The sequence below is a fragment of the Pseudooceanicola marinus genome, from assembly GCF_002786295.1.
Classification (GTDB): domain Bacteria; phylum Pseudomonadota; class Alphaproteobacteria; order Rhodobacterales; family Rhodobacteraceae; genus Pseudooceanicola; species Pseudooceanicola marinus.
The window spans coordinates 76,346-96,116 of sequence record NZ_PGTC01000016.1 but is presented as its reverse complement, the minus strand read 5'-3'; the positions used below and the strand labels follow the sequence as shown (position 1 = coordinate 96,116).

At 67.3% G+C, this 19,771-nt stretch carries 22 protein-coding genes and 1 riboswitch; of the genes, 17 read left to right on the top strand and 5 right to left on the bottom strand.

Translation table 11 applies throughout. The features are described 5' to 3' along the window. The 6 genes from ybeY (at position 1) to trmB (ending at position 6,175) form a co-directional block, all read left to right on the top strand. On the top strand, positions 1 to 543 hold the full coding sequence (ybeY, locus tag CVM50_RS11340) for an rRNA maturation RNase YbeY (RefSeq protein ID WP_085889502.1): 543 nt from the start codon (positions 1 to 3) through the stop codon (positions 541 to 543). Positions 544 to 810: 267 nt separating this feature from the next. Further along, positions 811 to 1,812 (top strand): hemolysin family protein, encoded by a 1,002-nt coding sequence (locus CVM50_RS11335; protein WP_085889501.1) that lies wholly within the window; start codon positions 811 to 813, stop codon positions 1,810 to 1,812. Between the two features lie 96 nt (positions 1,813 to 1,908). Continuing rightward, positions 1,909 to 3,456: an apolipoprotein N-acyltransferase gene (lnt, locus tag CVM50_RS11330; RefSeq protein ID WP_085889373.1), complete on the top strand. Its 1,548-nt coding sequence runs from the start codon at positions 1,909 to 1,911 to the stop codon at positions 3,454 to 3,456. 36 nt (positions 3,457 to 3,492) lie between these two features. Then, positions 3,493 to 3,544: riboswitch (SAM-SAH riboswitch) on the top strand. Between the two features lie 7 nt (positions 3,545 to 3,551). Then, positions 3,552 to 4,733: a methionine adenosyltransferase gene (gene metK, locus CVM50_RS11325; protein ID WP_085889372.1), complete on the top strand. Its 1,182-nt coding sequence runs from the start codon at positions 3,552 to 3,554 to the stop codon at positions 4,731 to 4,733. 175 nt (positions 4,734 to 4,908) lie between these two features. Next, on the top strand, positions 4,909 to 5,367 hold the full coding sequence (queF, locus tag CVM50_RS11320; protein WP_085889371.1) for a preQ(1) synthase: 459 nt from the start codon (positions 4,909 to 4,911) through the stop codon (positions 5,365 to 5,367). A gap of 85 nt (positions 5,368 to 5,452) precedes the next feature. Next, the gene (trmB, locus tag CVM50_RS11315) at positions 5,453 to 6,175 is read left to right on the top strand and encodes a tRNA (guanine(46)-N(7))-methyltransferase TrmB (RefSeq protein WP_085889370.1); all 723 of its coding nucleotides are present in this window, start codon (positions 5,453 to 5,455) and stop codon (positions 6,173 to 6,175) included. A gap of 257 nt (positions 6,176 to 6,432) precedes the next feature. Here the strand turns inward: trmB and CVM50_RS11310 are convergent, their stop codons facing one another. Genes CVM50_RS11310 through fabA form a run of 3 tightly spaced genes read right to left on the bottom strand, consistent with a single transcriptional unit; the run spans position 6,433 to position 9,005 of the window. Beyond that, on the bottom strand, positions 6,433 to 7,221 hold the full coding sequence (locus CVM50_RS11310; protein ID WP_085889369.1) for an enoyl-ACP reductase FabI: 789 nt from the start codon (positions 7,219 to 7,221) through the stop codon (positions 6,433 to 6,435). Between the two features lie 7 nt (positions 7,222 to 7,228). Next, positions 7,229 to 8,458 (bottom strand): beta-ketoacyl-ACP synthase I, encoded by a 1,230-nt coding sequence (gene fabB, locus CVM50_RS11305; RefSeq protein ID WP_085889368.1) that lies wholly within the window; start codon positions 8,456 to 8,458, stop codon positions 7,229 to 7,231. Between the two features lie 37 nt (positions 8,459 to 8,495). Next, entirely contained in the window at positions 8,496 to 9,005 is a 510-nt protein-coding gene (gene fabA, locus CVM50_RS11300) for a bifunctional 3-hydroxydecanoyl-ACP dehydratase/trans-2-decenoyl-ACP isomerase (protein ID WP_085889367.1), read from the bottom strand. A gap of 174 nt (positions 9,006 to 9,179) precedes the next feature. Here fabA and irrA point away from each other — a divergent pair, with 174 nt between their 5' ends. Then, a complete protein-coding gene (gene irrA, locus CVM50_RS11295) occupies positions 9,180 to 9,599 on the top strand; it encodes an iron response transcriptional regulator IrrA (RefSeq protein ID WP_085889366.1) in 420 nt (139 codons plus the stop codon). A 90-nt stretch (positions 9,600 to 9,689) separates the two neighbouring features. Here the strand turns inward: irrA and CVM50_RS11290 are convergent, their stop codons facing one another. Then, the gene (locus CVM50_RS11290) at positions 9,690 to 10,325 is read right to left on the bottom strand and encodes a hypothetical protein (protein WP_085889365.1); all 636 of its coding nucleotides are present in this window, start codon (positions 10,323 to 10,325) and stop codon (positions 9,690 to 9,692) included. A 216-nt stretch (positions 10,326 to 10,541) separates the two neighbouring features. Further along, entirely contained in the window at positions 10,542 to 10,979 is a 438-nt protein-coding gene (locus tag CVM50_RS11285; RefSeq protein ID WP_085889364.1) for an FKBP-type peptidyl-prolyl cis-trans isomerase, read from the bottom strand. Positions 10,980 to 11,157: 178 nt separating this feature from the next. Between CVM50_RS11285 and CVM50_RS11280 the strand changes: the two genes are divergently transcribed. From CVM50_RS11280 to CVM50_RS11235, 10 genes are all read left to right on the top strand, one after another. Further along, positions 11,158 to 11,841, top strand: a complete 684-nt coding sequence (locus CVM50_RS11280) for a haloacid dehalogenase type II (protein ID WP_085889363.1) — start codon at positions 11,158 to 11,160, stop codon at positions 11,839 to 11,841. Beyond that, on the top strand, positions 11,841 to 12,662 hold the full coding sequence (locus CVM50_RS11275) for an alpha/beta fold hydrolase (protein WP_085889362.1): 822 nt from the start codon (positions 11,841 to 11,843) through the stop codon (positions 12,660 to 12,662). Before CVM50_RS11280 ends, CVM50_RS11275 begins: the two co-directional genes overlap by 1 nt. A 22-nt stretch (positions 12,663 to 12,684) precedes the next feature. Beyond that, on the top strand, positions 12,685 to 13,653 hold the full coding sequence (locus CVM50_RS11270; protein ID WP_085889361.1) for a threonine ammonia-lyase: 969 nt from the start codon (positions 12,685 to 12,687) through the stop codon (positions 13,651 to 13,653). A 245-nt stretch (positions 13,654 to 13,898) separates the two neighbouring features. Further along, positions 13,899 to 15,068: a 4-hydroxybenzoate 3-monooxygenase gene (pobA, locus tag CVM50_RS11265; RefSeq protein WP_085889360.1), complete on the top strand. Its 1,170-nt coding sequence runs from the start codon at positions 13,899 to 13,901 to the stop codon at positions 15,066 to 15,068. After that, a complete protein-coding gene (gene pcaD / locus CVM50_RS11260; RefSeq protein ID WP_085889359.1) occupies positions 15,068 to 15,859 on the top strand; it encodes a 3-oxoadipate enol-lactonase in 792 nt (263 codons plus the stop codon). Before pobA ends, pcaD begins: the two co-directional genes overlap by 1 nt. After that, complete coding sequence (pcaC, locus tag CVM50_RS11255) at positions 15,849 to 16,235, top strand: 4-carboxymuconolactone decarboxylase (protein ID WP_085889358.1); 387 nt, start codon at positions 15,849 to 15,851, stop codon at positions 16,233 to 16,235. Before pcaD ends, pcaC begins: the two co-directional genes overlap by 11 nt. Further along, entirely contained in the window at positions 16,232 to 16,960 is a 729-nt protein-coding gene (gene pcaH / locus CVM50_RS11250; protein ID WP_085889357.1) for a protocatechuate 3,4-dioxygenase subunit beta, read from the top strand. The genes pcaC and pcaH overlap by 4 nt, the downstream gene beginning before the upstream one ends. 3 nt (positions 16,961 to 16,963) lie before the next feature. After that, positions 16,964 to 17,563 (top strand): protocatechuate 3,4-dioxygenase subunit alpha, encoded by a 600-nt coding sequence (pcaG, locus tag CVM50_RS11245; RefSeq protein ID WP_085889356.1) that lies wholly within the window; start codon positions 16,964 to 16,966, stop codon positions 17,561 to 17,563. Positions 17,564 to 17,576: 13 nt separating this feature from the next. Next, positions 17,577 to 18,284, top strand: a complete 708-nt coding sequence (locus CVM50_RS11240) for an alpha/beta fold hydrolase (RefSeq protein WP_085889355.1) — start codon at positions 17,577 to 17,579, stop codon at positions 18,282 to 18,284. Further along, positions 18,284 to 19,612 (top strand): lyase family protein, encoded by a 1,329-nt coding sequence (locus CVM50_RS11235; RefSeq protein WP_085889354.1) that lies wholly within the window; start codon positions 18,284 to 18,286, stop codon positions 19,610 to 19,612. Before CVM50_RS11240 ends, CVM50_RS11235 begins: the two co-directional genes overlap by 1 nt. Positions 19,613 to 19,771: the final 159 nt, after the last annotated feature.

The window sequence follows — 19,771 nt, the reverse complement described above, 5'->3', positions numbered from 1 at the left end:
ATGACTGACCAAGCCCCCTCCGCCCCTGCCCTCGTCGATTGCGTGATCGAGGATCCCCGCTGGGATGATGCGGATCTGCCTGCGCTGTCCGAAACCGCCGCCCGGGCGGTGCTGACCCGCCTCGGGATCGGCCCAGCCGGCTACGAGATCTGCGTGATGGGCTGCGATGACGCGCGCATCGCCACGCTGAACACCGAGTTCCGGGGCAAGCCCACGCCGACCAACGTCCTGTCCTGGCCTGCGGAGGAGCTGGCCCCCGAAGACGAGGGCGGCACCCCGGATCTGCCAGAGGAGGCACCGGACGGTCCCGAGGCGGAGATCTTCGGCCCGGTCGAACTGGGCGACATCGCGATTTCCTGGGACACCTGCGCCCGCGAAGCGGCGGAGGCGGACAAGGCATTTACCGATCACGTGACGCATCTCGTCGTTCACGGAATCCTTCATCTTTTGGGCTACGACCACGTCCGCGACGGCGATGCGGAGCTGATGGAAGGGCTTGAGACGGAAATACTTGGCAAACTGGGTATCGCTGACCCATATTAATTCCCATATAGAATTTTGGCTGACTGACAGGCCGGCAACCGGAAAGGAACAATGGGCGACAGCATAGACGGGTCTTCTAACGCGGCGCAGCGCGCGCGTTCCATGACCCCAGACCCCGCAGCACCGCATCCCGCGATGCGCCTGGTCGAAACCGAGGGACCCGTGTCCCGCGTCGCCGGCTCTGCCGCGGCTCCTTCCGTGACCGGTGCGGCTGATGCCGTGGCGTCCGGAAGCCTCGTCAACGGATCCCGTGAGGCCAGCCCTGCCATGACCGGCACGGACGGCATCCCCCTGGCCCATGCCAAGGATGGTCTTCGCCTTGCCTCCTCCTCCGAGGGCGGCAACGGACCTGCGCGGCCCAACGGGGCCACACCTGCGGCCCCCCAGGCTCCCAGTGCCCCTTCCCGTGTCGCGCCCGTGGGCGCCCCAGCCAATGCGAACCCGCGGCGGCGTCCGGGCTTCTTCGGTCGCCTGCTGGGCAACCGCGGCAGCGCCGCAACCCGCACCCCGGAAAGCAGCGCCAGCGCGCAACCCGCCAGCCCGCCGCAACGGCGCCATTCCCTCTTGAACCTGCGCAACATGCGGGTCGAGGATGTGGCGATCCCCAAGGTGGAGATCGTGGCGGTCCCCAAGAGCATCAGCCAGGATGATCTGGTCGGCATCTTCCGCGAAAGCGGCATGACCCGCCTGCCCGTCTACGACGAGACGCTGGACAGCCCCAAGGGCTTTGTCCACCTGAAGGACTTCGCGTTGAAGCACGGTTGGGATGCGGCCTCGGACTTCCAGCTGGAGGAGCTGCTGCGCCCGCTTCTCTTCGTGCCGCCCTCGATGCCCATCGGGGTGCTGCTGCAGAAGATGCAGACCGAACGGCGCCACATGGCCCTGGTGATCGACGAATACGGCGGCGTTGACGGCCTCGTGACGATCGAGGACCTGATCGAACAGGTGATCGGCGAGATCGAGGACGAACACGATGTCGACGAGGATGCGCTGTGGACCCGCGAGGCATCCGGCAGCTACCTGGCACTGGCCAAGGCACCCCTGGAGGATTTCGAGGTGGCCACCGGCCTCTCGTTGACCGATGACGACAGCGTCGACGAGGAAGAGATCGACACGCTGGGCGGCCTGGTCTTCATGCTGGCGGGCCGCGTGCCGGCCCGCGGCGAGGTCGTGGTGCACCCTGCGGGGCATGAGTTCGAGGTGGTCGAGGCCGATCCCCGCCGGATCAAGCGCCTGCGCGTCCGCCTGAAACCCGCCGACGCGGAATGACCCCGACGCGCGCCCTGCCCCGGGCCGGCGCGCGCCACACAGCGCAGGGCGGGCCACAGGCCCGCCCGCACCCCTTTTTCCGGACTTGAACCGATCATGACGACCCGCCTGTCGCGCCTCTCGCCGCGCCGCCTGGCCCCGCTCTGGCCCGTCGCCGCCGGTGCCCTGGCCGCCACCGGGCAGGCGCCCCTGTCGCTCTGGCCCGCCGCAATCATGGGCTTTGCCCTGCTGACCCTTGCGGTCCTGCGCGCCGAGCGCCCTGCGCGGGCCGCCCGGGCCGGCTGGCTCTTCGGCGCGGGGTATTTCGCCCTGGCGCTGGCCTGGATCGTCGAACCCTTCATGGTGGACATCGCCCGCCATGGCTGGATGGCGCCCTTCGCGCTGGTGCTGATGGCCGGCGGGCTGGCGCTGTTCTGGGGCGGCGCTGCCGCGCTGGCCAAGCGGGTCGCGCCCGCGGGCCTGCCCGCGGCGCTGGCCCTGGCCGCCACGCTGACCCTGGCCGAGGCACTGCGCGGCTGGATCTTCACCGGGTTCCCCTGGGCGCTGATCGGCCACGCGCTGATCCCGTCACCGCTGCTGCCGCTGGCCGCCTGGGGCGGGCCGCATGCCCTGTCACTGTTGCTTCTGCTGCCTGCAACCCTGCTGGGCGCCGCCCTGTCCCGCCCGGGCCGCAGCCGGGTCGCCCCCGCCCTGCTGGCGCTGGTCGGCTTCGCCGCACCCCTGGCCCTGGCCATTTCGCTCCCCCCCCGCGCCCTGCCCGCCGCGCCCGAGGCCTCGGTGCTGCGCCTCGTGCAACCCAATGCCCCGCAGCGCGAGAAATGGCTGCCCGACCGCATCCCCGTCTTCTTCAACCGCCTGCAGCAGATGACGGCCGAAGAGGGCCCCGAGGGCCGCCGCCCGGACCTGGTGATCTGGCCGGAAACGGCAGTGCCCTACCTGCTGAACGAAGGCGCCGCGCTGACTGATCTGCTGGCCGAATCCGCCCAAGGCAGCGCCCTCGCCTTCGGCGTGCAGCGCCGCGACGGGGCCGATTACTACAATTCCCTCGCCCTTCTGGGCGCGAATGGCGAAATTTCGGGCACTTATGACAAGCACCATCTTGTCCCGTTCGGGGAATACCTGCCCCTCGCCGATCTCATGGCCGATATGGGCATCGGCGCGCTCGCCTCGCGCTTCGGCGGCGGCTACACCCCCGGCCCCGGCGCCCGCCTGATGGAGTTGCCCGGCATCGGCCGCGCCCTGCCGTTGATCTGCTACGAGGCCGTTTTCCCACGTGACATCCGCGCCGCGCCGGCCCGCCCCGACCTGCTTTTGCAGGTGACGAATGATGCCTGGTTTGGAAGTTTTTCCGGCCCTTATCAGCACCTTGCGCAGGCACGTCTTCGGGCCGTGGAGCAGGGGCTACCGCTGGTGCGGGCCGCGAACACCGGGGTTTCGGCGCTGATCTCCGCAGATGGCGAACTGCTGGCCAGCCTGCCACTGAACACCACCGGCCATCTCGACGTCACCCTGCCACCGCCCTCCGCGCCCACGCCCTACAGCCGGCACGGCGACTGGTCGGCGCTACTCGTCGCTTTTGCGCTCTTTTGTGTCGCTGCTGCGGGATTTGTTCACCATGTGTTCAGGTCTTCGCCAGAAAGTTGATTGACCCCAAGGTCCTAGCGGCCTACCCAATACTACGCGCCGCCCCAACGGCTTCCTGACGGGGCAGGTCTGAACTTTTACCGGAGCACTTCCAAATGACACGCCAGAACTACATCTTCACCTCTGAATCCGTTTCAGAGGGCCACCCCGACAAGGTCTGCGATCGCATTTCCGACGCCATCCTGGACGCCCTCATCGCCGAGGAACCTGAGGCACGCGTCGCCTGCGAGACCTTCGCCACCACCAACCGAGTAGTCATCGGAGGTGAAGTCGGTCTGGCTGATCAGGACAAACTTCACGATTACATGCAGCATGTCGACGGCATCGTCCGCAACTGCATCAAGGATATCGGCTACGAGCAGGACAAGTTCCACCACGAGACCGTGGAGATCACCAACCTGCTGCACGAACAGTCGGCCCACATCGCCCAGGGCGTGAACGCCTCGAACGACAAGGAAGAAGGCGCGGGCGACCAGGGCATCATGTTCGGTTTCGCCACCAACGAGACCCCGGAGCTGATGCCGGCGCCGATCCACTACGCGCACAAGATCCTGCAGCGCCTCGCCGAGGTCCGCAAGAACGGCACCGAGCCGACCCTGCGCCCCGATGCCAAGTCGCAGCTGTCGCTGAAGTACGAGAACGGCAAGCCCGTGGGTGTGACGCAGCTGGTGCTGTCGACGCAACACGCGGACGACGCCCAGACCTCGGCCCACATCCGCGAGATCGTGGAACCCTACATCCGCGAAGTGCTGCCCGAAGACTGGCTGACCGATGAAACCGAATGGTGGGTCAACCCGACCGGCAAGTTCGTCATCGGCGGCCCCGACGGCGACGCCGGCCTCACGGGGCGCAAGATCATCGTCGACACCTATGGCGGGGCGGCCCCGCATGGCGGCGGCGCCTTCTCCGGCAAGGACCCGACGAAGGTGGACCGGTCCGCGGCCTATGCCTCGCGCTACCTCGCGAAGAACATCGTTGCGGCGGGCCTGGCGGACAAATGCTGCCTGCAACTGTCCTATGCCATCGGCATCGCCAAGCCGCTGTCGATCTACGTCGACACCTACGGCACCAACAAGGTCGACGAGGCCGAGATCGAGGCGGCCGTGGCCAAGTCCATGGACCTGACCCCGCGCGGGATCCGTACGCACCTGGACCTGAACAAGCCGATCTACCAGCGCACTGCGGCCTACGGCCACTTCGGTCGTGCGCCCGACGCCGACGGCGGCTTCTCCTGGGAGAAGACCGACCTGGTCGAGGCGATCAAGTCCAACCTCTGAGCGCGCTCTGAGGCCGGCCCCGACCGGTCCGGTCGCCAAGCCCAGAGAATGGGCCCCGATGATTGGCCCAGGAACAGGCCCTGCTTCGCCCGACGGAGCAGGGCTTTTCGCTGCCCACTGGCCCGGGACCGCAAGCCATGCTAGGACGCCGCCTTCCGCAGCCAGGAGCAAGATCATGACGGATACCACGGGCCTGACCCAACTGGGCCAGACCACCGGCCTGCCCGCCTCGCCGGAGGCCGCCGTGCTGGAACGCGTTCCCCAGCCCAACCCGGGCGAACGCTACAACGTGCGTTTCACCGCGCCCGAGTTCACCTCGCTCTGCCCGATGACCGGCCAGCCCGATTTCGCGCATATCATGATCGACTACGTGCCGCGCGACTGGCTGGTCGAAAGCAAGTCGCTGAAGCTTTTCCTGGGGTCCTTCCGCAATCACGGCGCCTTCCACGAGGAATGCACAGTGATGATCGGACGCCGCCTAGCCGACCTTCTGGATCCCGAATGGCTGCGCATCGGGGCCTATTGGTATCCGCGCGGCGGCATCCCGATCGACGTCTTCTGGGCCACCGGCCCCGCCCCGGAAGACCTGTGGATCCCCGATCAGGGCGTCCCGCCCTACCGCGGTCGCGGCTGATCGCTTGACGCCCGCCCCGGCGCCTTGGCACAAGCGCCCCGACCCCTGGCGCACCAGGGACCGCCCGACTGGCAGAGACAGAGACATGACCGACAATCGCCCCGACACCCACCCTTCCGGCGCGCCCTGGCGCAACTTCTACGGCCGCTTCAAGGGCAAGGGCCTGCGCCCCAGCCAGGAAGCCTACCTGGACGAGGACCTGGGCAAGCTGTCGCCCGGCAAGGTCGGCTGGGAGGACAATCCCGACCGCACCCCGATCGACCTGGGCACGCTTTTCGGCGGCAAGGATGCCTGGCTGGAGATCGGCTTCGGCGGTGGAGAGCACCTGGTGCACCAGGCCGCCCGCAATCCCGACATCGGCATCATCGGGGCGGAACCCTACATCAACGGCGTCGCGATGCTGCTGGGCAAGATCCGCGAGGCCGGCGTGGAGAACCTGGCGGTGCACCCGGGCGACGTACGCGATCTCTTCGACGTGCTGCCGGATGCCTCGATCAGCCGCGCCTTCCTGCTCTATCCCGACCCCTGGCCGAAGAAACGCCACCACCGGCGCCGTTTCGTCACGCCAGAACACCTGGAGCCGCTGAACCGGGTGCTGAAACCCGGGGCGATCTTCCGCGTCGCGACCGACATTCCCGACTACGTGCGTCAGACCCTGCAACAGGTGCCGCGCCATGGCTTCGACTGGCTGGCCGAAGGCCCGACCGACTGGCGAGACCCCTGGGACGACTGGATCTCGACCCGCTACGAGCAGAAAGCCCTGCGCGAAGGCCGCACGCCCCATTACCTGACCTTCCGCAAACGGTAAGGGCGCTTTCGGGCCGCAAGACGGCCCGAAGCCTCCGGCGGGAGTATTTCTAGCCTGCGTATGGAAGTAGGGAAAAATTCACCCGGACGGTGCAGCCTGGGTGAGCGGTACAGGGTGGAGACCCGATGACCGCGCCAGAGTATGGGCCTCTCGTCACGTTGGTTCGGGCGAGAGGTTCTTCTTTTCTGATATACGCGGGCTAGAAATACTCCCGCCGGAGGCGTCGGCCCGCCCACAAGGGGCGAGCCGCCGATGCTTCAGAGGTTTTCCGGTTGCGGCATGCCCAGCACGTGATAGCCGCCATCAACGTGGATGATCTCACCACTGGTGCAGGCACCGGCGTCGGAGGCCAGGTAGACCGCCGTTCCGCCCACGGCCTCCAGCGTCGCGTTGGCGCGCAGGGGGGCGTTGGTTTCGGTCTGACGGAAGGTCTTGCGCGCGCCGGAGATCGCCGCACCGGCCAGGGTCTTCATCGGGCCGGGGGAGATCGCGTTGACGCGGATCCCGTCGGGGCCAAGGTCGTTGGCCAGGTAGCGCACGGCGCTTTCCAGCGCCGCCTTGGCCACGCCCATGACGTTGTAATAGGGCGTCACCTTGTTCGACCCCTGGTAGGTCAGGGTCAGGATCGCGCCGCCTTCGGTCATCATCGGCGCGGCGCGGCGCGCCACGTCGATCAGCGAATAGCAGGAGATGTCTAGCGAATGCTTGAAGTTGTTGCGGCTGGTGTTGATGAACCGGCCCGACAGCTCCGCCTTGTCGGAATAGGCAATGGCATGGACGACGAAATCGAGCTTGCCCCATTTCGCCTTCAGGTCGGCGAAGGCCGCATCCATCGAGGCATCATCGCTGACATCCACGTCCAGCAGGTAGTCCACCCCCACCGAGGCGGCGAGGGGCGCCACGCGCTTGCCGAAGTTCTCCCCCTGGTAGGAGAAGGCCATCTCGGCGCCGGCCGCGTGAAGGGCCTTGGCGATCCCCCAGGCGATGGAGCGATCATTGGCCACGCCCATCACCAGGCCGCGTTTCCCCTGCATCTGTCCTGTCATAACCCTGTCACCCGGTATAGCGCGAGAGCAGCATCGAACCGTTCGTGCCGCCGAAACCAAAGGAATTCGTCATCACCGTGTCCAGGCCCGCCTTTTCGACCAGCGACCGGGCGATCTCGCCGGGGTTGATCGCCTCATCGAGGGTCTGGATGTTGATCGACGGCGTGATGAAATCCTTGGCCAGCATGATCAGGCAGAAGATCGCCTCCAGCGCGCCCGCGGCGCCCTGGGCATGGCCTGTCATGGATTTCGTCGAAGAGATCAGCGGGGTCGCGCCTTCGCCGAAGACGCGGCGCACGGCCTGGACCTCGCCCACGTCGCCGACGGGGGTCGAGGTGCCATGGGCGTTGATGTAGCCGACCTTGCGGCCCTCGGGCAGCGTCTGCAGCGCCAGGCGCATCGCACGCTCGCCGCCCTCGCCCGAGGGCGCGACCATGTCGTGCCCGTCAGAGGTGGCGGCAAAGCCGGTGACCTCGGCGTAGATCTTGGCACCCCGCGCCTTGGCGTGTTCGAGATCTTCCAGCACCAGCATGCCGCCGCCGCCGGAGATGACGAAGCCGTCCCGGTCCGCGTCGAAAGCGCGCGAGGCCAGTTCCGGCGTGTCGTTGTATTTCGAGGACATGGCGCCCATGGCATCGAAGAGGCAGGACAGGGTCCAGTCGAGTTCCTCGCCGCCGCCGGCGAACATCACGTCCTGCTTGCCCATCATGATCTGTTCGGCCGCGTTGCCGATGCAGTGCAGCGAGGTCGAGCAGGCCGAGGTGATCGAGTAGTTGATGCCCTTGATCTTGAAGGCCGTGGCGAGGTTGGCCGAGATCGTCGACGACATGCATTTCGGCACGGCGAACGGGCCGATCCGCTTGGTCCCGCCGGATTTCAGCACCGTCTGGTGCGCCTGGAACATGGCGGAGGTCGACGGGCCGCCCGAGCCGGCCACAAGGCCGGTGCGCTCGTTCACGACGTCGCTATCCTCAAGGCCTGCATCGGCGATCGCCTGCTGCACGGCGATATGGGCATAGGCGGCGCCCGGCCCCATGAAGCGCAGGGTGCGCTTGTCCACATGCTCGGCCGGGTCGATTTTCAGCGTCCCGGCAACCTGGCTGCGGAAGCCATGCTCGGCCATCTCCGGAGATCCTTCGATCCCGGATTTGCCCGCTTTCAGAGAGGCCTCGACCTCTTCGGCGTTGTTCCCGATAGAGGAGACGATCCCCAATCCGGTGACCACGACTCGACGCATGGTGTCCTCCTTCCGTGGAGAGATAGGTGTCGATGGATCAGCTCTCGGAGAGAGCGACCTTCATGTCCTTGACCTGGTAGATAACCTCGCCATCGGCTTCGACGATCCCGTCGGCCACGCCCATGGTCAGGCGGCGGGTCTGCACGGCCTTGGTGAAGTCGATCTTGTAGGTCAGCATCTTGCGATCGGGCCGCACCATGCCGGTCAGCTTCACCTCGCCGACGCCGAGCGCATAGCCGCGCCCCTGCCAGCCGCGCCAGCCCAGGTTGAAGCCGGTCAGCTGCCACAGGCCGTCCAGGCCGAGGCAACCGGGCATGATCGGGTTGCCGGGGAAGTGGCATTCGAAGAACCACAGGTCCGGGTTGATGTCGAACTCGGCCAGAACGTGGCCCTTGCCGTGCGCGCCGCCGTCGGCAGAGATGTCGGTGATCCGGTCCATCATCAGCATCGGCGGTTCCGGCAACTGGGCGTTGCCGGGGCCGAACAGCTCCCCGCGCGCGCATTTCAGAAGGTCTTCCCGGTCGAAACTGCTGGGATAATCAGCCATTCAGGCGCGCCCCTTTCCGTGTCATCTTTTTCATCCCGACCCCTCTATCACCGCGCGCGCGAACCATGCAAGGTGCTGGCAAAGGCGCTCCGTCGCGGCGATTTGCCGGAACGGTTGCGTTTCGGGGCCCTTTTTTCCTATATTGTCTGGCGAACTGAAGGATACAAGAACGGCATGACCCCTACGGCAACCGAACGCGGCGCGGACTGGCTGGCAAAGGCAGACCTGCGACCGACCCGGCAGCGGATCGGACTCGCCTCCCTTCTGGTGGGGGATGGGCAGGACCGGCATGTGACCGCCGAGAGCCTTTTCGCCGCCGCCAAGGACAGCGGCCAGCCCGTCTCGCTGGCCACCGTCTACAACACCCTGCGCGCCTTCTGCGACGCGGGCCTGATGCGTGAGATCACCGTCGACGGCTCGCGCAGCTACTTCGACACGAACATGCACGACCACCCGCATTTCTTCTGGGAAGACGACGGATCGCTCAGCGATGCGCCCTCCGAGGAGCTGGAGCTGGCGCGTGTGCCGCGTGCCCCCGACGGTGCCGAGATTTCCAAGGTCGACGTGGTGATCCGCCTGCGCCGCAAGGGCTGAGGCCCCCGCGCCCACGGACGGACCATGAAAAGAGCCGCGCCCCAGGGACGCGGCTTTTTCCTGTCTGGCGCCTGGAAACCCGGCACCCTTTCAGTCCGTATCGTCTTCCGGTCGACAGTGATCGCAGCCCAGCGCGGCACAGTTCAGCGCCTTCATCCGCTCGCGCGAGGCTTCCCACTCGGCGCGGAAGTTCTCGCCGTCCCCGTAGTCGGCGAAATGGGCATAGTGGGGGTGGGGGCCGCGCGTCTTCATCGCGTGTTTGATCGGGCACCAGAAGGCCTCCGTACGGCCGGCGACCTCGCGCACCCAGGCCACGACACCGTTGCAGTAGCCGCAGTAGACGCAGTTCAGTTTCTGGATGCCGTTCAGATAGGCCAGTTGATGGCGGTCGATGCGGATGTAGTCGCGCATCGGCACCTTGGGGATTCGGTAGGCGGGAAAGCAGATCGCCTGGTAGATCCAGACCCACAGGTGCAGGATCGCGAAGGGCACGATCAGCGAGTAGATCACCGGCGCGGTCAGGGTGTGGCGGATCGGGCTGGCCGCCAGGAAACCCGGCACATGCTGTCGCAGCTCCTTGTGGCGCCGCCGCATGCCCTCTTCCCAGACGACCCGGCCGTTCTCGATCCGGTCCCAGAAGCGGCTGCGCCGCTCGGCGAGTTCCTGTTCCAGCTGATCCTGAAGTGCCGCGATGCGCGCGCGCAGCTCGTCGATCCTGTCCTGCATGCCTGTCCGCTCCTGTAGTCTGCCGGGGCAGGACAAGGTCTAGCGGCGCGGGCCGCAGCGGGGAAGCGTAACGTACCGGGAAAGGGACAGCCGCGGGCGTTGCGATGTGGGGGGGAGGGCCGCGTCGTTGGGGGGGACGCCCACCCCGGCGCGGCTGGCCGGGGCGGGCGGCGGCCCCGCGCCCCTGGGGGCGAAGGGCCTGAAATCAGGGCCGGATCAGGCGGCCTGGACGATCTCGACCATCTCGATGTCGAAGACCAGGTCCTTGCCCGCCAGCATGTGGTTGGCGTCCAGGGTGACGTTCTCGTCGGTGATCTCGACCACGGTCACCGGGATCGCCTGGCCCTGCGGCGTCTGCATCTGCAGCTGCAGCCCCATTTCCAGCGGGATCTCGGAGGGGATCGCGTCGCGCGGGACCTGCTGCAGCGCGTCGGGGTTATGCGCGCCATAGGCTTCTTCGCTGGGGATCTCGACCTTCTGGGTTTCACCCACGGCCATGCCGGGGATCGCCTTGTCGAGGCCGGGGATGATCTGGCCGGAGCCCACGGTGAACTCCAGCGGCTCGCGGCCGGCGGAGCTGTCGAAGGTGGTGCCGTCGGTCAGGGTGCCGGTGTAATGGATGCGTACGGTATCGCCCGATTTTGCGGTGCTCATGGAATGTCCAATCTTGTCGGGGTGGGTTTGGAGGGCCGGGTCCTGCCCGGGTGCCTTCTCTCCCCCCCAACTTAACGCAGGCGCGCGCGGATCGCAAACCGGCCTTCCCAGCCCCGCCGCCCCATGGCAGGTTGCCCCCGAAGGCGCCGGGAGAGCGGCGCCCGGAGGAGGATCTGTCATGCCCGTCACCACCTGCATCTTCGACGCCTACGGCACGCTGTTCGACGTCAACGCCGCCGCCCGCGCGGCCGCCGAGGCCCCCGGCGCCGGCGCCCTGGCCGAGAGCTGGTCGCGCGTGGCCGCCCAGTGGCGTGCCAAGCAGCTGGAATATTCCTGGCATCGGGCCATCCGCGGGCTGCACACGGATTTCTGGCAAGTCACCAAGGATGCACTGGACTGGGCACTGGAGGCGGAGAGGCTGGACGATCCGGTGCTGCGCGAGGATCTGCTGGCGCTCTACTGGGAATTGCCCGCTTACCGCGAGGTGCCCAAGGTGCTGGCCACGCTGAAGGCGCGCGGGCTGGCCACGGGGATTTTGTCCAATGGATCCCCCGACATGCTGGAAGGGGCCGTGGGCTCCGCCGGGGTGGAAACCATGCTGGACGCGGTACTGTCGGTGGAACGCGTCGGCGTCTTCAAGCCGGCAGCGCCGGTCTACGACCTGGTCGGCGGGCGCTTCGGCTGCGATCCCGAAGAGGTGCTTTTCGTGTCGTCCAACGGCTGGGACGTTTCGGCGGCGGCGGCCTACGGCTTCGCCACCGCCTGGGTGAACCGCGCGGGCCTGCCGCTGGACCGACTGCCCGGCACACCGGAGCATATCCTGACGGACCTGTCCGCCGTGCCCGAGCTGGAGGTTTTCTGATGCCCCGTTTCACCGCCCCCGATGGCGCCGCGATCTACTATGAGGAGGCGGGCGAGGGCCTGCCGGTCCTGTGCCTGTCGGGGCTGACCCGCAACGGTCGCGACTTCGACATCGTGGCGCCGCATCTGCCGGGCGTGCGGCTGATCCGGATGGATTACCGCGGCCGCGCGCGGTCGGACTGGACCGGGCCGGCCAGCTACACCCTGCCCACCGAATCACAGGATGCATTGGCGCTGCTGGACCACCTGGGGATCGACAGCGCGGCGATCCTGGGCACCTCGCGCGGCGGGCTGATCGCCATGGGCCTGGCCCTGCACGCCCCCGACCGCCTGCGGGGCGCGGCGCTGAACGACGTCGGGCCTGAGCTGAACACCGACGGCCTGGGCGCCATCGCGGGCTACCTTGGCCAGAACCCGCCTTTCGCCACGTTGGACGAGGCGGCCACCGCTCGGGTCGGCGATCCGGCCTTCCCGGATGTCTCCATTGATCGCTGGCGGCAGATGATCGGCAACACCACCCGCGAAACGCCCGACGGGCTGGTCATCGACTATGACCCGGCCCTGCGCGAGGCCGTCTTCGGCAGCCCGCCGCCCGATCCCGCCCCCGACCTCTGGCCGCTCTTCGATGCGCTGGCGGCGAAACCCCTGGCGCTGATCTGGGGCGAAAACTCCGATCTGCTGAAGGAAGAGACGGTGACCCGGATGCAGACCCGCGCGCCGGGCATGATCCTTGCGAAGGTGCCGAACCGGGGGCATACCCCTTTCCTTGACGAGCCGGAGGCGCTCGCCGCCCTGACGACCTGGCTTGAGGCCATGAGATAAGGCCCAGAAAGAAGGCACTGAGATGAACATCGAGATGATCGAGGCCGCCGCCGCGCGGCTGGCGGGACACGCCCGCCGCACCCCCCTGCTGTCCTCGCCCTTCCTGGACGAGATCGCGGGCCGTCGCGTTCTGGTGAAACCCGAATGCCTGCAACTGACCGGCAGCTTCAAGTTCCGTGGCGCCTGGTCTGCTATCTCGGCGCTGGACCCTGCGGTACGGGCGCGCGGCGTCATAGCCTTTTCCTCGGGCAACCATGCCCAGGGCGTGGCGCTGGCGGCGAAGATGCACGGGGCGCCCTCGGTCATCATCATGCCTTCGGATGCGCCGCAGCTGAAACTGGCCAACACCCGGGCCTTCGGCGCCGAGGTGGTGACCTATGACCGTGCCAACGAGGACCGCGACGAGATCGGCGCGCGTCTGTCCGCCGAACGCGGCCTGACCCTGATCAAGCCCTTCGATGAGCCGCAGGTGATCGCGGGTCAGGGCACCGCCGGGCTGGAGATCGCCGAGGACCTGCTGGAGATGGGCATCACCGAGGCCGAGGTGCTGGTCTGCTGCGGTGGCGGCGGGCTGACCTCGGGCGTGGCGCTGGCCTGCGCGGACCGCGCCCCCGGCCTGCGCGTGCGACCCGTGGAACCGGAAGGCTTCGACGACGTGACCCGCTCGCTCGCCGCCGGTGAGATCCTGCGCAACGCCTCCATGTCGGGGGGGATCTGCGACGCCATCGTTACGCCCCAGCCCGGCAACCTGACTTTCCCGATCATGTCCGAGCATTGCGGCCCCGGCCTGGTGGTCTCCGACGAGGAGGCCCTGCAAGCGATGGCCCAGGCCTTCCTGCGGCTGAAAGTGGTGGCCGAGCCCGGCGGCGCCGTGGCCCTGGCCGCCGCTCTGACCCGCACAGATTCGCTGCAGGGCGACACGGTGGTCGCGATGATCTCCGGCGGCAACGTCGACCCGGCGATGTTCGCCCGGGCGCTTGCCACGCTCTGATCCACTCATCACCTTTTGAACGTGACGCCCGTCCGGCCCCGCGCCGGGCGGGCGTTTTGCCGTCAAAATTGCGGCTCGGCTGCAAGAATCGCGGCGACGACCGGGCCCGGGTCGCCCCGGGGCCCCTTTGCCACCCGCCCTGGGCGCTGCGGCGCGGCAAGGACGCGGGGGTGATTTAGAGTAATTTTAGTTGACGTAGTTAATTATGTTTGCCAATCCTCTTCCTGCGAACGGGAGGAATTTGCATGAAAACTCAAGTTGCCATCATTGGCGGCGGCCCCTCCGGGCTGCTGCTGTCCCAGCTTCTGGACAAGGCCGGCATCTCGTCCATCGTGCTGGAACGGAAGACCAAGGAGTACGTGCTGGGCCGCATCCGTGCCGGCGTTCTGGAACAGGGTTTCGTCGGGCTGATGCGCAAGGCCGGTGTCTCCGGCCGGATGGATGCCGAGGGTTACACCCACGACGGCACCGTGATTTCCAACGGGGATGAGATCATCCAGATCAACTTCTCCGAGCTGACCGGCACGCCTGTCGTCGTCTATGGCCAGACGGAGGTGACCCGCGATCTCTACGAGGCCCGCGAGAAGGCCGGCGGTCAGATCGAGTTCGAGGTCGAGGATGTCGTCATCAATGACGCCAAGAGCGACAGCCCCTACCTGACCTATACCGTCCACGGCGAGGAACGCCGCATCGACTGCGATTTCGTCGCCGGCTGCGACGGCTTCCACGGGGTCAGCCGCCAGACCATCCCCGAGGACGTGCGCACCGAGTACGAGAAGGTGTACCCCTTCGGCTGGCTGGGCATCCTGTCCGAAACGCCCCCGGTGCATGACGAGTTGATCTACTGCAACTCGCCCCGCGGTTTCGCCCTGTGTTCCATGCGCAATGCCAACCTGTCGCGCTATTACGTGCAGGTGCCGCTGACCGACAAGGTCGAGGAGTGGTCGGACGAGCGGTTCTGGGACGAGTTCAAATCCCGCATCCCCGCCGAGATGGCTGAAAAGCTGGTCACCGGCCCGTCGATCGAGAAAAGCATCGCGCCGCTGCGCAGCTTCGTTACCGAGCCGATGAGATGGGGCAACCTGTTCCTGTGCGGCGATGCAGCCCATATCGTGCCGCCCACGGGCGCCAAGGGGCTGAACACCGCCGCTTCGGACATCCACTACCTCTACGAGGGTTTGAAGGCGCATTACCTTGACGGCGACAGTGAAGGGCTCGACACCTACTCGGAGAAAGCCCTCCTGCGCATCTGGAAGGCCGAGCGGTTCTCCTGGTGGATGACCAACCTTCTGCACCAGTTCCCCGACCAGCCGGCGTTCGACGTCAAGATGCAGCAGGCCGAACTGAACTTCCTGCGCGACAACACCGAAGCGCAAAAGGTGTTGGCGCAGAACTATGTTGGACTGCCCTACTGATGAAAATCGCCGACCTCGACCGACTGAAGATCCACTACACCGACGAAGGGGACCCCGACGGCGCCCCCATCGTCTTTGCCAACTCGCTCGGCACGGATCTGCGCCTCTGGGACAAGCTGGTGCCGCTGCTGCCCGCCGGCCTGCGCATCATCCGCTATGACAAGCGCGGCCATGGGTTGAGCGAAGGCACGCCCGCGCCCTACTCCATGGGCACGCTGATCTCCGATGTCGAGGCGCTGCTGGATCACCTGGGCGTCAAGGATGCGCTGTTCGTCGGCCTGTCCATCGGCGGCATGATCGGCCAGGGTCTGGCGGTGAAACGCCTGGACCTGGTGCGCGCGCTGGTCATCTCCAACTCGGCTGCCAAGATGGGCACCGCCGAGATGTGGCACGACCGGATCGCCAAGTGCCGGGCCGAGGGCGTCGGGTCCATCGCGGCCCCCACGATGGAACGCTGGTTCGGCAAGAAATTCCGCGCCACGCCGGAACTTGCCGCGTGGCAGACCATGCTGGCCCGCCAGGATCTGGAGGGCTACACTGGCTGCTGCGCCGCCATCGCCGGCACCGATTTCTACACGCCGACCTCCGGCCTGCGCCTGCCCTGCCTGGGCATCGCGGGCACCGAGGACGGCGCCAGCCCGCCCGACCTGGTGCGCGAGACCGTGGACCTTGTGCCCGGCTCGCGGCTGGAGCTGATCCGTGGCGCGGGCCACCTGCCCTGCGTCGAGACCCCCGAGGAATACGCCCGTATCCTCAGTGATTTCATCAAGGAGACCGGCCATGTCCAATGACCGTTTCGAAAAAGGGATGGAGGTCCGCCGCTCGGTCCTGGGTGATGCCCATGTCGACCGTGCCGAGGCCGCCAAGACCGACTTCGACCTGCCCTTCCAGACCCTGATCACCGAGGGGGCCTGGGGCAATGTCTGGGCCAGCGACGGCATCAGCAAGCGCGAGCGGTCGATGCTGACCCTGGCGCTGCTGGCCGCCACCGGCAACTTCGAGGAGATTCCGATGCACATCCGGGCCACCGCCCGCACCGGTGCGTCGAAACAGGATGTGCAGGAAGCCTTCCAGCACGTCGCCATCTACGCGGGCGTTCCGCGCGCAAACCACGCGCTGAAGCTGGCGAAACAAACCTACGCCGAAATGGAGGAGCAAGACCAATGACCGATCTCGGCCCGCTGATCCCGCGAAATCGCGAGATCCATCCCGTGCCCTACGACCCGGGCTACAAGACCAGCATCACGCGCTCGCCGAACCTGCCGCTGCTGTCGATGGAATCCACCCCGTCCGAGGAAACCGGCCCGCGTTTCGGCCACAACCTGCTGGGCGAGCTGGACAACAACCTGATCCTGAACTGGACCAAGGGCGCCGCGCCGGCCGTGGGCGAACGCATCCTGGTACACGGTCGCGTTCTGGACGAGAACGGCCGCCCGGTGCCGCACACCCTGGTCGAGATCTGGCAGGCCAACGCGGGCGGACGCTACCGCCACGTGAAGGATACCTACTTTGCCCCGCTCGACCCGAATTTCGGCGGTTGCGGCCGTACGATCACGGATGAGAACGGCTACTACGAGTTCCTGACCATCCGCCCCGGCGCCTACCCCTGGCCGAACCGCGGCAATGACTGGCGCCCGATGCACATCCACATGTCGGTCTTCGGCCACAGCTTCGGCCAGCGCCTGATCACCCAGCTCTACTTCGAGGGTGACCCGCTGATCGACCGCTGCCCGATCGCGGCCACGATCAAGTCGCGCAGCCAGCTGGACCGCCTGGTCGCACCGCTGGACATGGCCAAGGCCCGTCCGATGGACTTCCTGGCCTACAAGTTCGACGTCGTCCTGCGCGGCCGCCGTCAGACCATGTTCGAAAACAAGCTCGAGGGGATGTAATCCATGACCCAGCAACTCGACATCCTGCAGGAAACCCCGTCCCAGACGGCGGGCCCCTACGTCCACATCGGCTGCGTTCCGACCTTTGCAGGCCTGGAAGGCATCTATCCCGAAGACCTGGCCCTGTCGCCCATCGAAGACGGCGCCAAGGGCGAGATCATCGAGATCACCGGCTCCGTCTACGACGGCACCGGCTGGGCGATGCGTGACGCGATGATGGAAAGCTGGCAGGCGGATGCCGCCGGCATCTTCCCCGGCAGCGAGGGCGCGGATCCAAAGGTTTCCGGCTTCTGCCGCTTCACCGCGGACAAGGAAACCGGCATCTTCACCCTGCGCACCGTCAAGCCCGGCGCAACCAAGGGCCGTGGCGGCGTGATTCAGGCGCCGCACATCTCGGTCTGGGTCGTCGCCCGCGGCATCAACATCGGCCTGCAGACGCGCATCTACTTCGAGGACGAGGACAACAGCGCCGACCCGCTGCTGGCCCGGATCGAACAGCGTCCGCGCGTCGACACGCTGATCGCGAAGAAGACTGCCGAGGGCAAGTACACCTTCGACATCCGCCTGCAAGGCGAGGGCGAGACGGTCTTCCTCGACATCTGATGGCCCACATCTGATGGCCCGTTTCGTGCTGATCCACGGCGCCTGCCATACCGGCTGGTGCTGGCACCAAGTGGTCCCCGAGCTTCTGGCTCGGGGACATCACGTGACCGCCCCCGACCTGCCCGGTCGCGGCGGCGATCCCCGCCCCCATGACAGCCTGACCCTGGACGATTACGCGCGCTGCGTGCTCGACCATGCCGAGCAACCTTCGGTCCTGGTCGGCCATTCCGCGGGCGGCTTCCCGATCTCCCGCGCGGCGGAGCTGGACCCGCGGCGGGTCACCCGGCTGATCTACCTCTGCGCCTTCCTGCCCCGCGACGACGCCTCCCTGCTGGAGATGGCAAACGCCATGCCCGAGCCACCGCTGAAGGGCCTGGCCCGTCGGCAGGGCGAGGACTACGCGATGGACGACGGCGCGGATGACACCCGCTTCTACCACGGCCTGCCCGAGGCCCTGCGCGCCGAGGCCCGCAGCCGGCTCTGCCCCGAGCCGATGGCCCCGCACAGCGAGAAGATCCGCCTTGGCCCGAACTGGCAGAGCCGACCGCGATCCTATATCCGTTGCACCGAAGACCTGACCATTTCACCTGACGCCCAGGCCGAGATGGCGCGCTCCTGTGACCCGAAGGACCGATACGACATGCCCACCGGACATTCCCCCTTCCTTTCCGACCCCGAGGGCCTTGCCGCCCTGCTGTCCCGCATCGCGGAGGACCTGTAATGGCGGGCTCGGTGCACGACGGTCAAATCTATTCCAAGCTGTTCAACGCAGGCGAGGCCGCGCGACTTTTCACCGACAGCGCCGAGGTCCGCTCGATGCTGATCGTCGAGGGCGCGCTGGCCAAGGCGCAAGGCGGGCTCGGCATGATCCCAGAGGTCTCCGCCGCCTTCATCCATCGCGCCTCGATGGAGCTGGCCATTGACCCCGGCGCGTTGCAGGCCGGCGCGGGCAAGAACGGCGTCGCCGTACCTTCCCTGGTGGCCGAGTTCCGCAAGGAGATGCAGGCGCCGGAACATGCGCAATACGTGCACTGGGGCGCTACATCGCAGGACATCGCGGACACCGGGCAGATGCTGCGCCTGCGCCAGCTGCTGACGCTCTGCGAAGACGGGCTGAAGGACCTTCTGGGGACGCTTGCGCGGCTGGCCTCCGACCATGCCGAGCTGCCCATGGCGGGCCGCACCTACGGCCAGTTCGCCACGCCCGTCAGCTTCGGCAGCCATGTCTCCGCCTGGGGCTGGCCCCTGCTCGACCTGCTGAAAGAGCTGCCCGCCCTGCGAGAGACCGCGCTTTGGGTCTCTCTGTCCGGCGCCGCCGGAACGGGGGCGGAGTTCGCTGGACAGGGTGCCGCGCTGCGCGCCAAGCTGGCCGAAGGGCTGGGCCTGGGCGATCCGGGCCGCAGCTGGCACGCCGATCGCGGACCCGTGCTGCGCATTGCCTCCTGGCTGGCGCGCATGGCGCAGGTTCTGGGCAAGATGGGCGACGACCTGATCCTGATGGCCCAAAGCTCGGTGTCGGAGATCAAGCTGTCAGCCTCCGGCGGCTCCTCCACGATGCCGCAGAAACAGAACCCGGTGCAGCCCTCGGTCCTGCTGGCCTCGGCGCGTCAGGTGCTGGGGCTGAAGGCGATCCTCGATGGTGCGGGCATGCCGCGCCAGGAACGCGACGGGGCGGCCTGGTTCACCGAATGGCTGACCCTGCCGCAGCTGTGCCTCTCGGCCGCCGCCGCCCTGCAGACCGCGCGCGACATGGCCCCCGGCCTGACACCCAAGGCCGAGGAGATGCACGCCGTCTTCAGCGACAGCCTGGGCCTGCTGCATGCCGAGGCGCTGTCCTTCCGCCTGGCGGGTGTCATGCCCCGCCCCGAAGCCCAGGCCAAGGTGAAGGAGCTGGTGCAGGAGGTGCTGGCTTCGGGCCGCCCACTGGGCGAGCTGGCCCGCGACGCCTTCCCCGAGCTGGACCTGTCGGGCCTCTTCTCCCCCGAGACCCAGATGGGCGACGCCCCCGCCAATGCCCGCGCCTTCGCGGCGGCGGTCTCCGCGCTCTGATCCCGCAGCGCGCGCCTCGTGCGCGCGCGCTTGCCCGCCTCATGCTGCGGCAATCTTTTCCCTATCGGTCAGCGGCCATAGGCGCTAATTTCGATATGAGGAAATATATTTCGCAGAATGCGGCGGGTCGTCCCGAGGACGCCCGCAGCAAACGGGAGG

Coding starts and splice junctions, on each gene's coding strand:
- trmB (WP_085889370.1), top strand. CDS start 5,453: ATGACCGACAATCGCCCCGACACCCACCCTTCCGGCGCGCCCTGGCGC.
- fabA (WP_085889367.1), bottom strand. CDS start 9,005: ATGGCTGATTATCCCAGCAGTTTCGACCGGGAAGACCTTCTGAAATGC.
- ybeY (WP_085889502.1), top strand. CDS start 1: ATGACTGACCAAGCCCCCTCCGCCCCTGCCCTCGTCGATTGCGTGATC.
- CVM50_RS11240 (WP_085889355.1), top strand. CDS start 17,577: ATGGCCCGTTTCGTGCTGATCCACGGCGCCTGCCATACCGGCTGGTGC.
- CVM50_RS11290 (WP_085889365.1), bottom strand. CDS start 10,325: ATGCAGGACAGGATCGACGAGCTGCGCGCGCGCATCGCGGCACTTCAG.
- CVM50_RS11285 (WP_085889364.1), bottom strand. CDS start 10,979: ATGAGCACCGCAAAATCGGGCGATACCGTACGCATCCATTACACCGGC.
- lnt (WP_085889373.1), top strand. CDS start 1,909: ATGACGACCCGCCTGTCGCGCCTCTCGCCGCGCCGCCTGGCCCCGCTC.
- CVM50_RS11275 (WP_085889362.1), top strand. CDS start 11,841: ATGCCCCGTTTCACCGCCCCCGATGGCGCCGCGATCTACTATGAGGAG.
- CVM50_RS11270 (WP_085889361.1), top strand. CDS start 12,685: ATGAACATCGAGATGATCGAGGCCGCCGCCGCGCGGCTGGCGGGACAC.
- irrA (WP_085889366.1), top strand. CDS start 9,180: ATGACCCCTACGGCAACCGAACGCGGCGCGGACTGGCTGGCAAAGGCA.
- CVM50_RS11335 (WP_085889501.1), top strand. CDS start 811: ATGACCGGCACGGACGGCATCCCCCTGGCCCATGCCAAGGATGGTCTT.
- pcaD (WP_085889359.1), top strand. CDS start 15,068: ATGAAAATCGCCGACCTCGACCGACTGAAGATCCACTACACCGACGAA.
- pobA (WP_085889360.1), top strand. CDS start 13,899: ATGAAAACTCAAGTTGCCATCATTGGCGGCGGCCCCTCCGGGCTGCTG.
- fabB (WP_085889368.1), bottom strand. CDS start 8,458: ATGCGTCGAGTCGTGGTCACCGGATTGGGGATCGTCTCCTCTATCGGG.
- pcaH (WP_085889357.1), top strand. CDS start 16,232: ATGACCGATCTCGGCCCGCTGATCCCGCGAAATCGCGAGATCCATCCC.
- CVM50_RS11235 (WP_085889354.1), top strand. CDS start 18,284: ATGGCGGGCTCGGTGCACGACGGTCAAATCTATTCCAAGCTGTTCAAC.
- CVM50_RS11310 (WP_085889369.1), bottom strand. CDS start 7,221: ATGACAGGACAGATGCAGGGGAAACGCGGCCTGGTGATGGGCGTGGCC.
- pcaC (WP_085889358.1), top strand. CDS start 15,849: ATGTCCAATGACCGTTTCGAAAAAGGGATGGAGGTCCGCCGCTCGGTC.
- queF (WP_085889371.1), top strand. CDS start 4,909: ATGACGGATACCACGGGCCTGACCCAACTGGGCCAGACCACCGGCCTG.
- CVM50_RS11280 (WP_085889363.1), top strand. CDS start 11,158: ATGCCCGTCACCACCTGCATCTTCGACGCCTACGGCACGCTGTTCGAC.
- metK (WP_085889372.1), top strand. CDS start 3,552: ATGACACGCCAGAACTACATCTTCACCTCTGAATCCGTTTCAGAGGGC.
- pcaG (WP_085889356.1), top strand. CDS start 16,964: ATGACCCAGCAACTCGACATCCTGCAGGAAACCCCGTCCCAGACGGCG.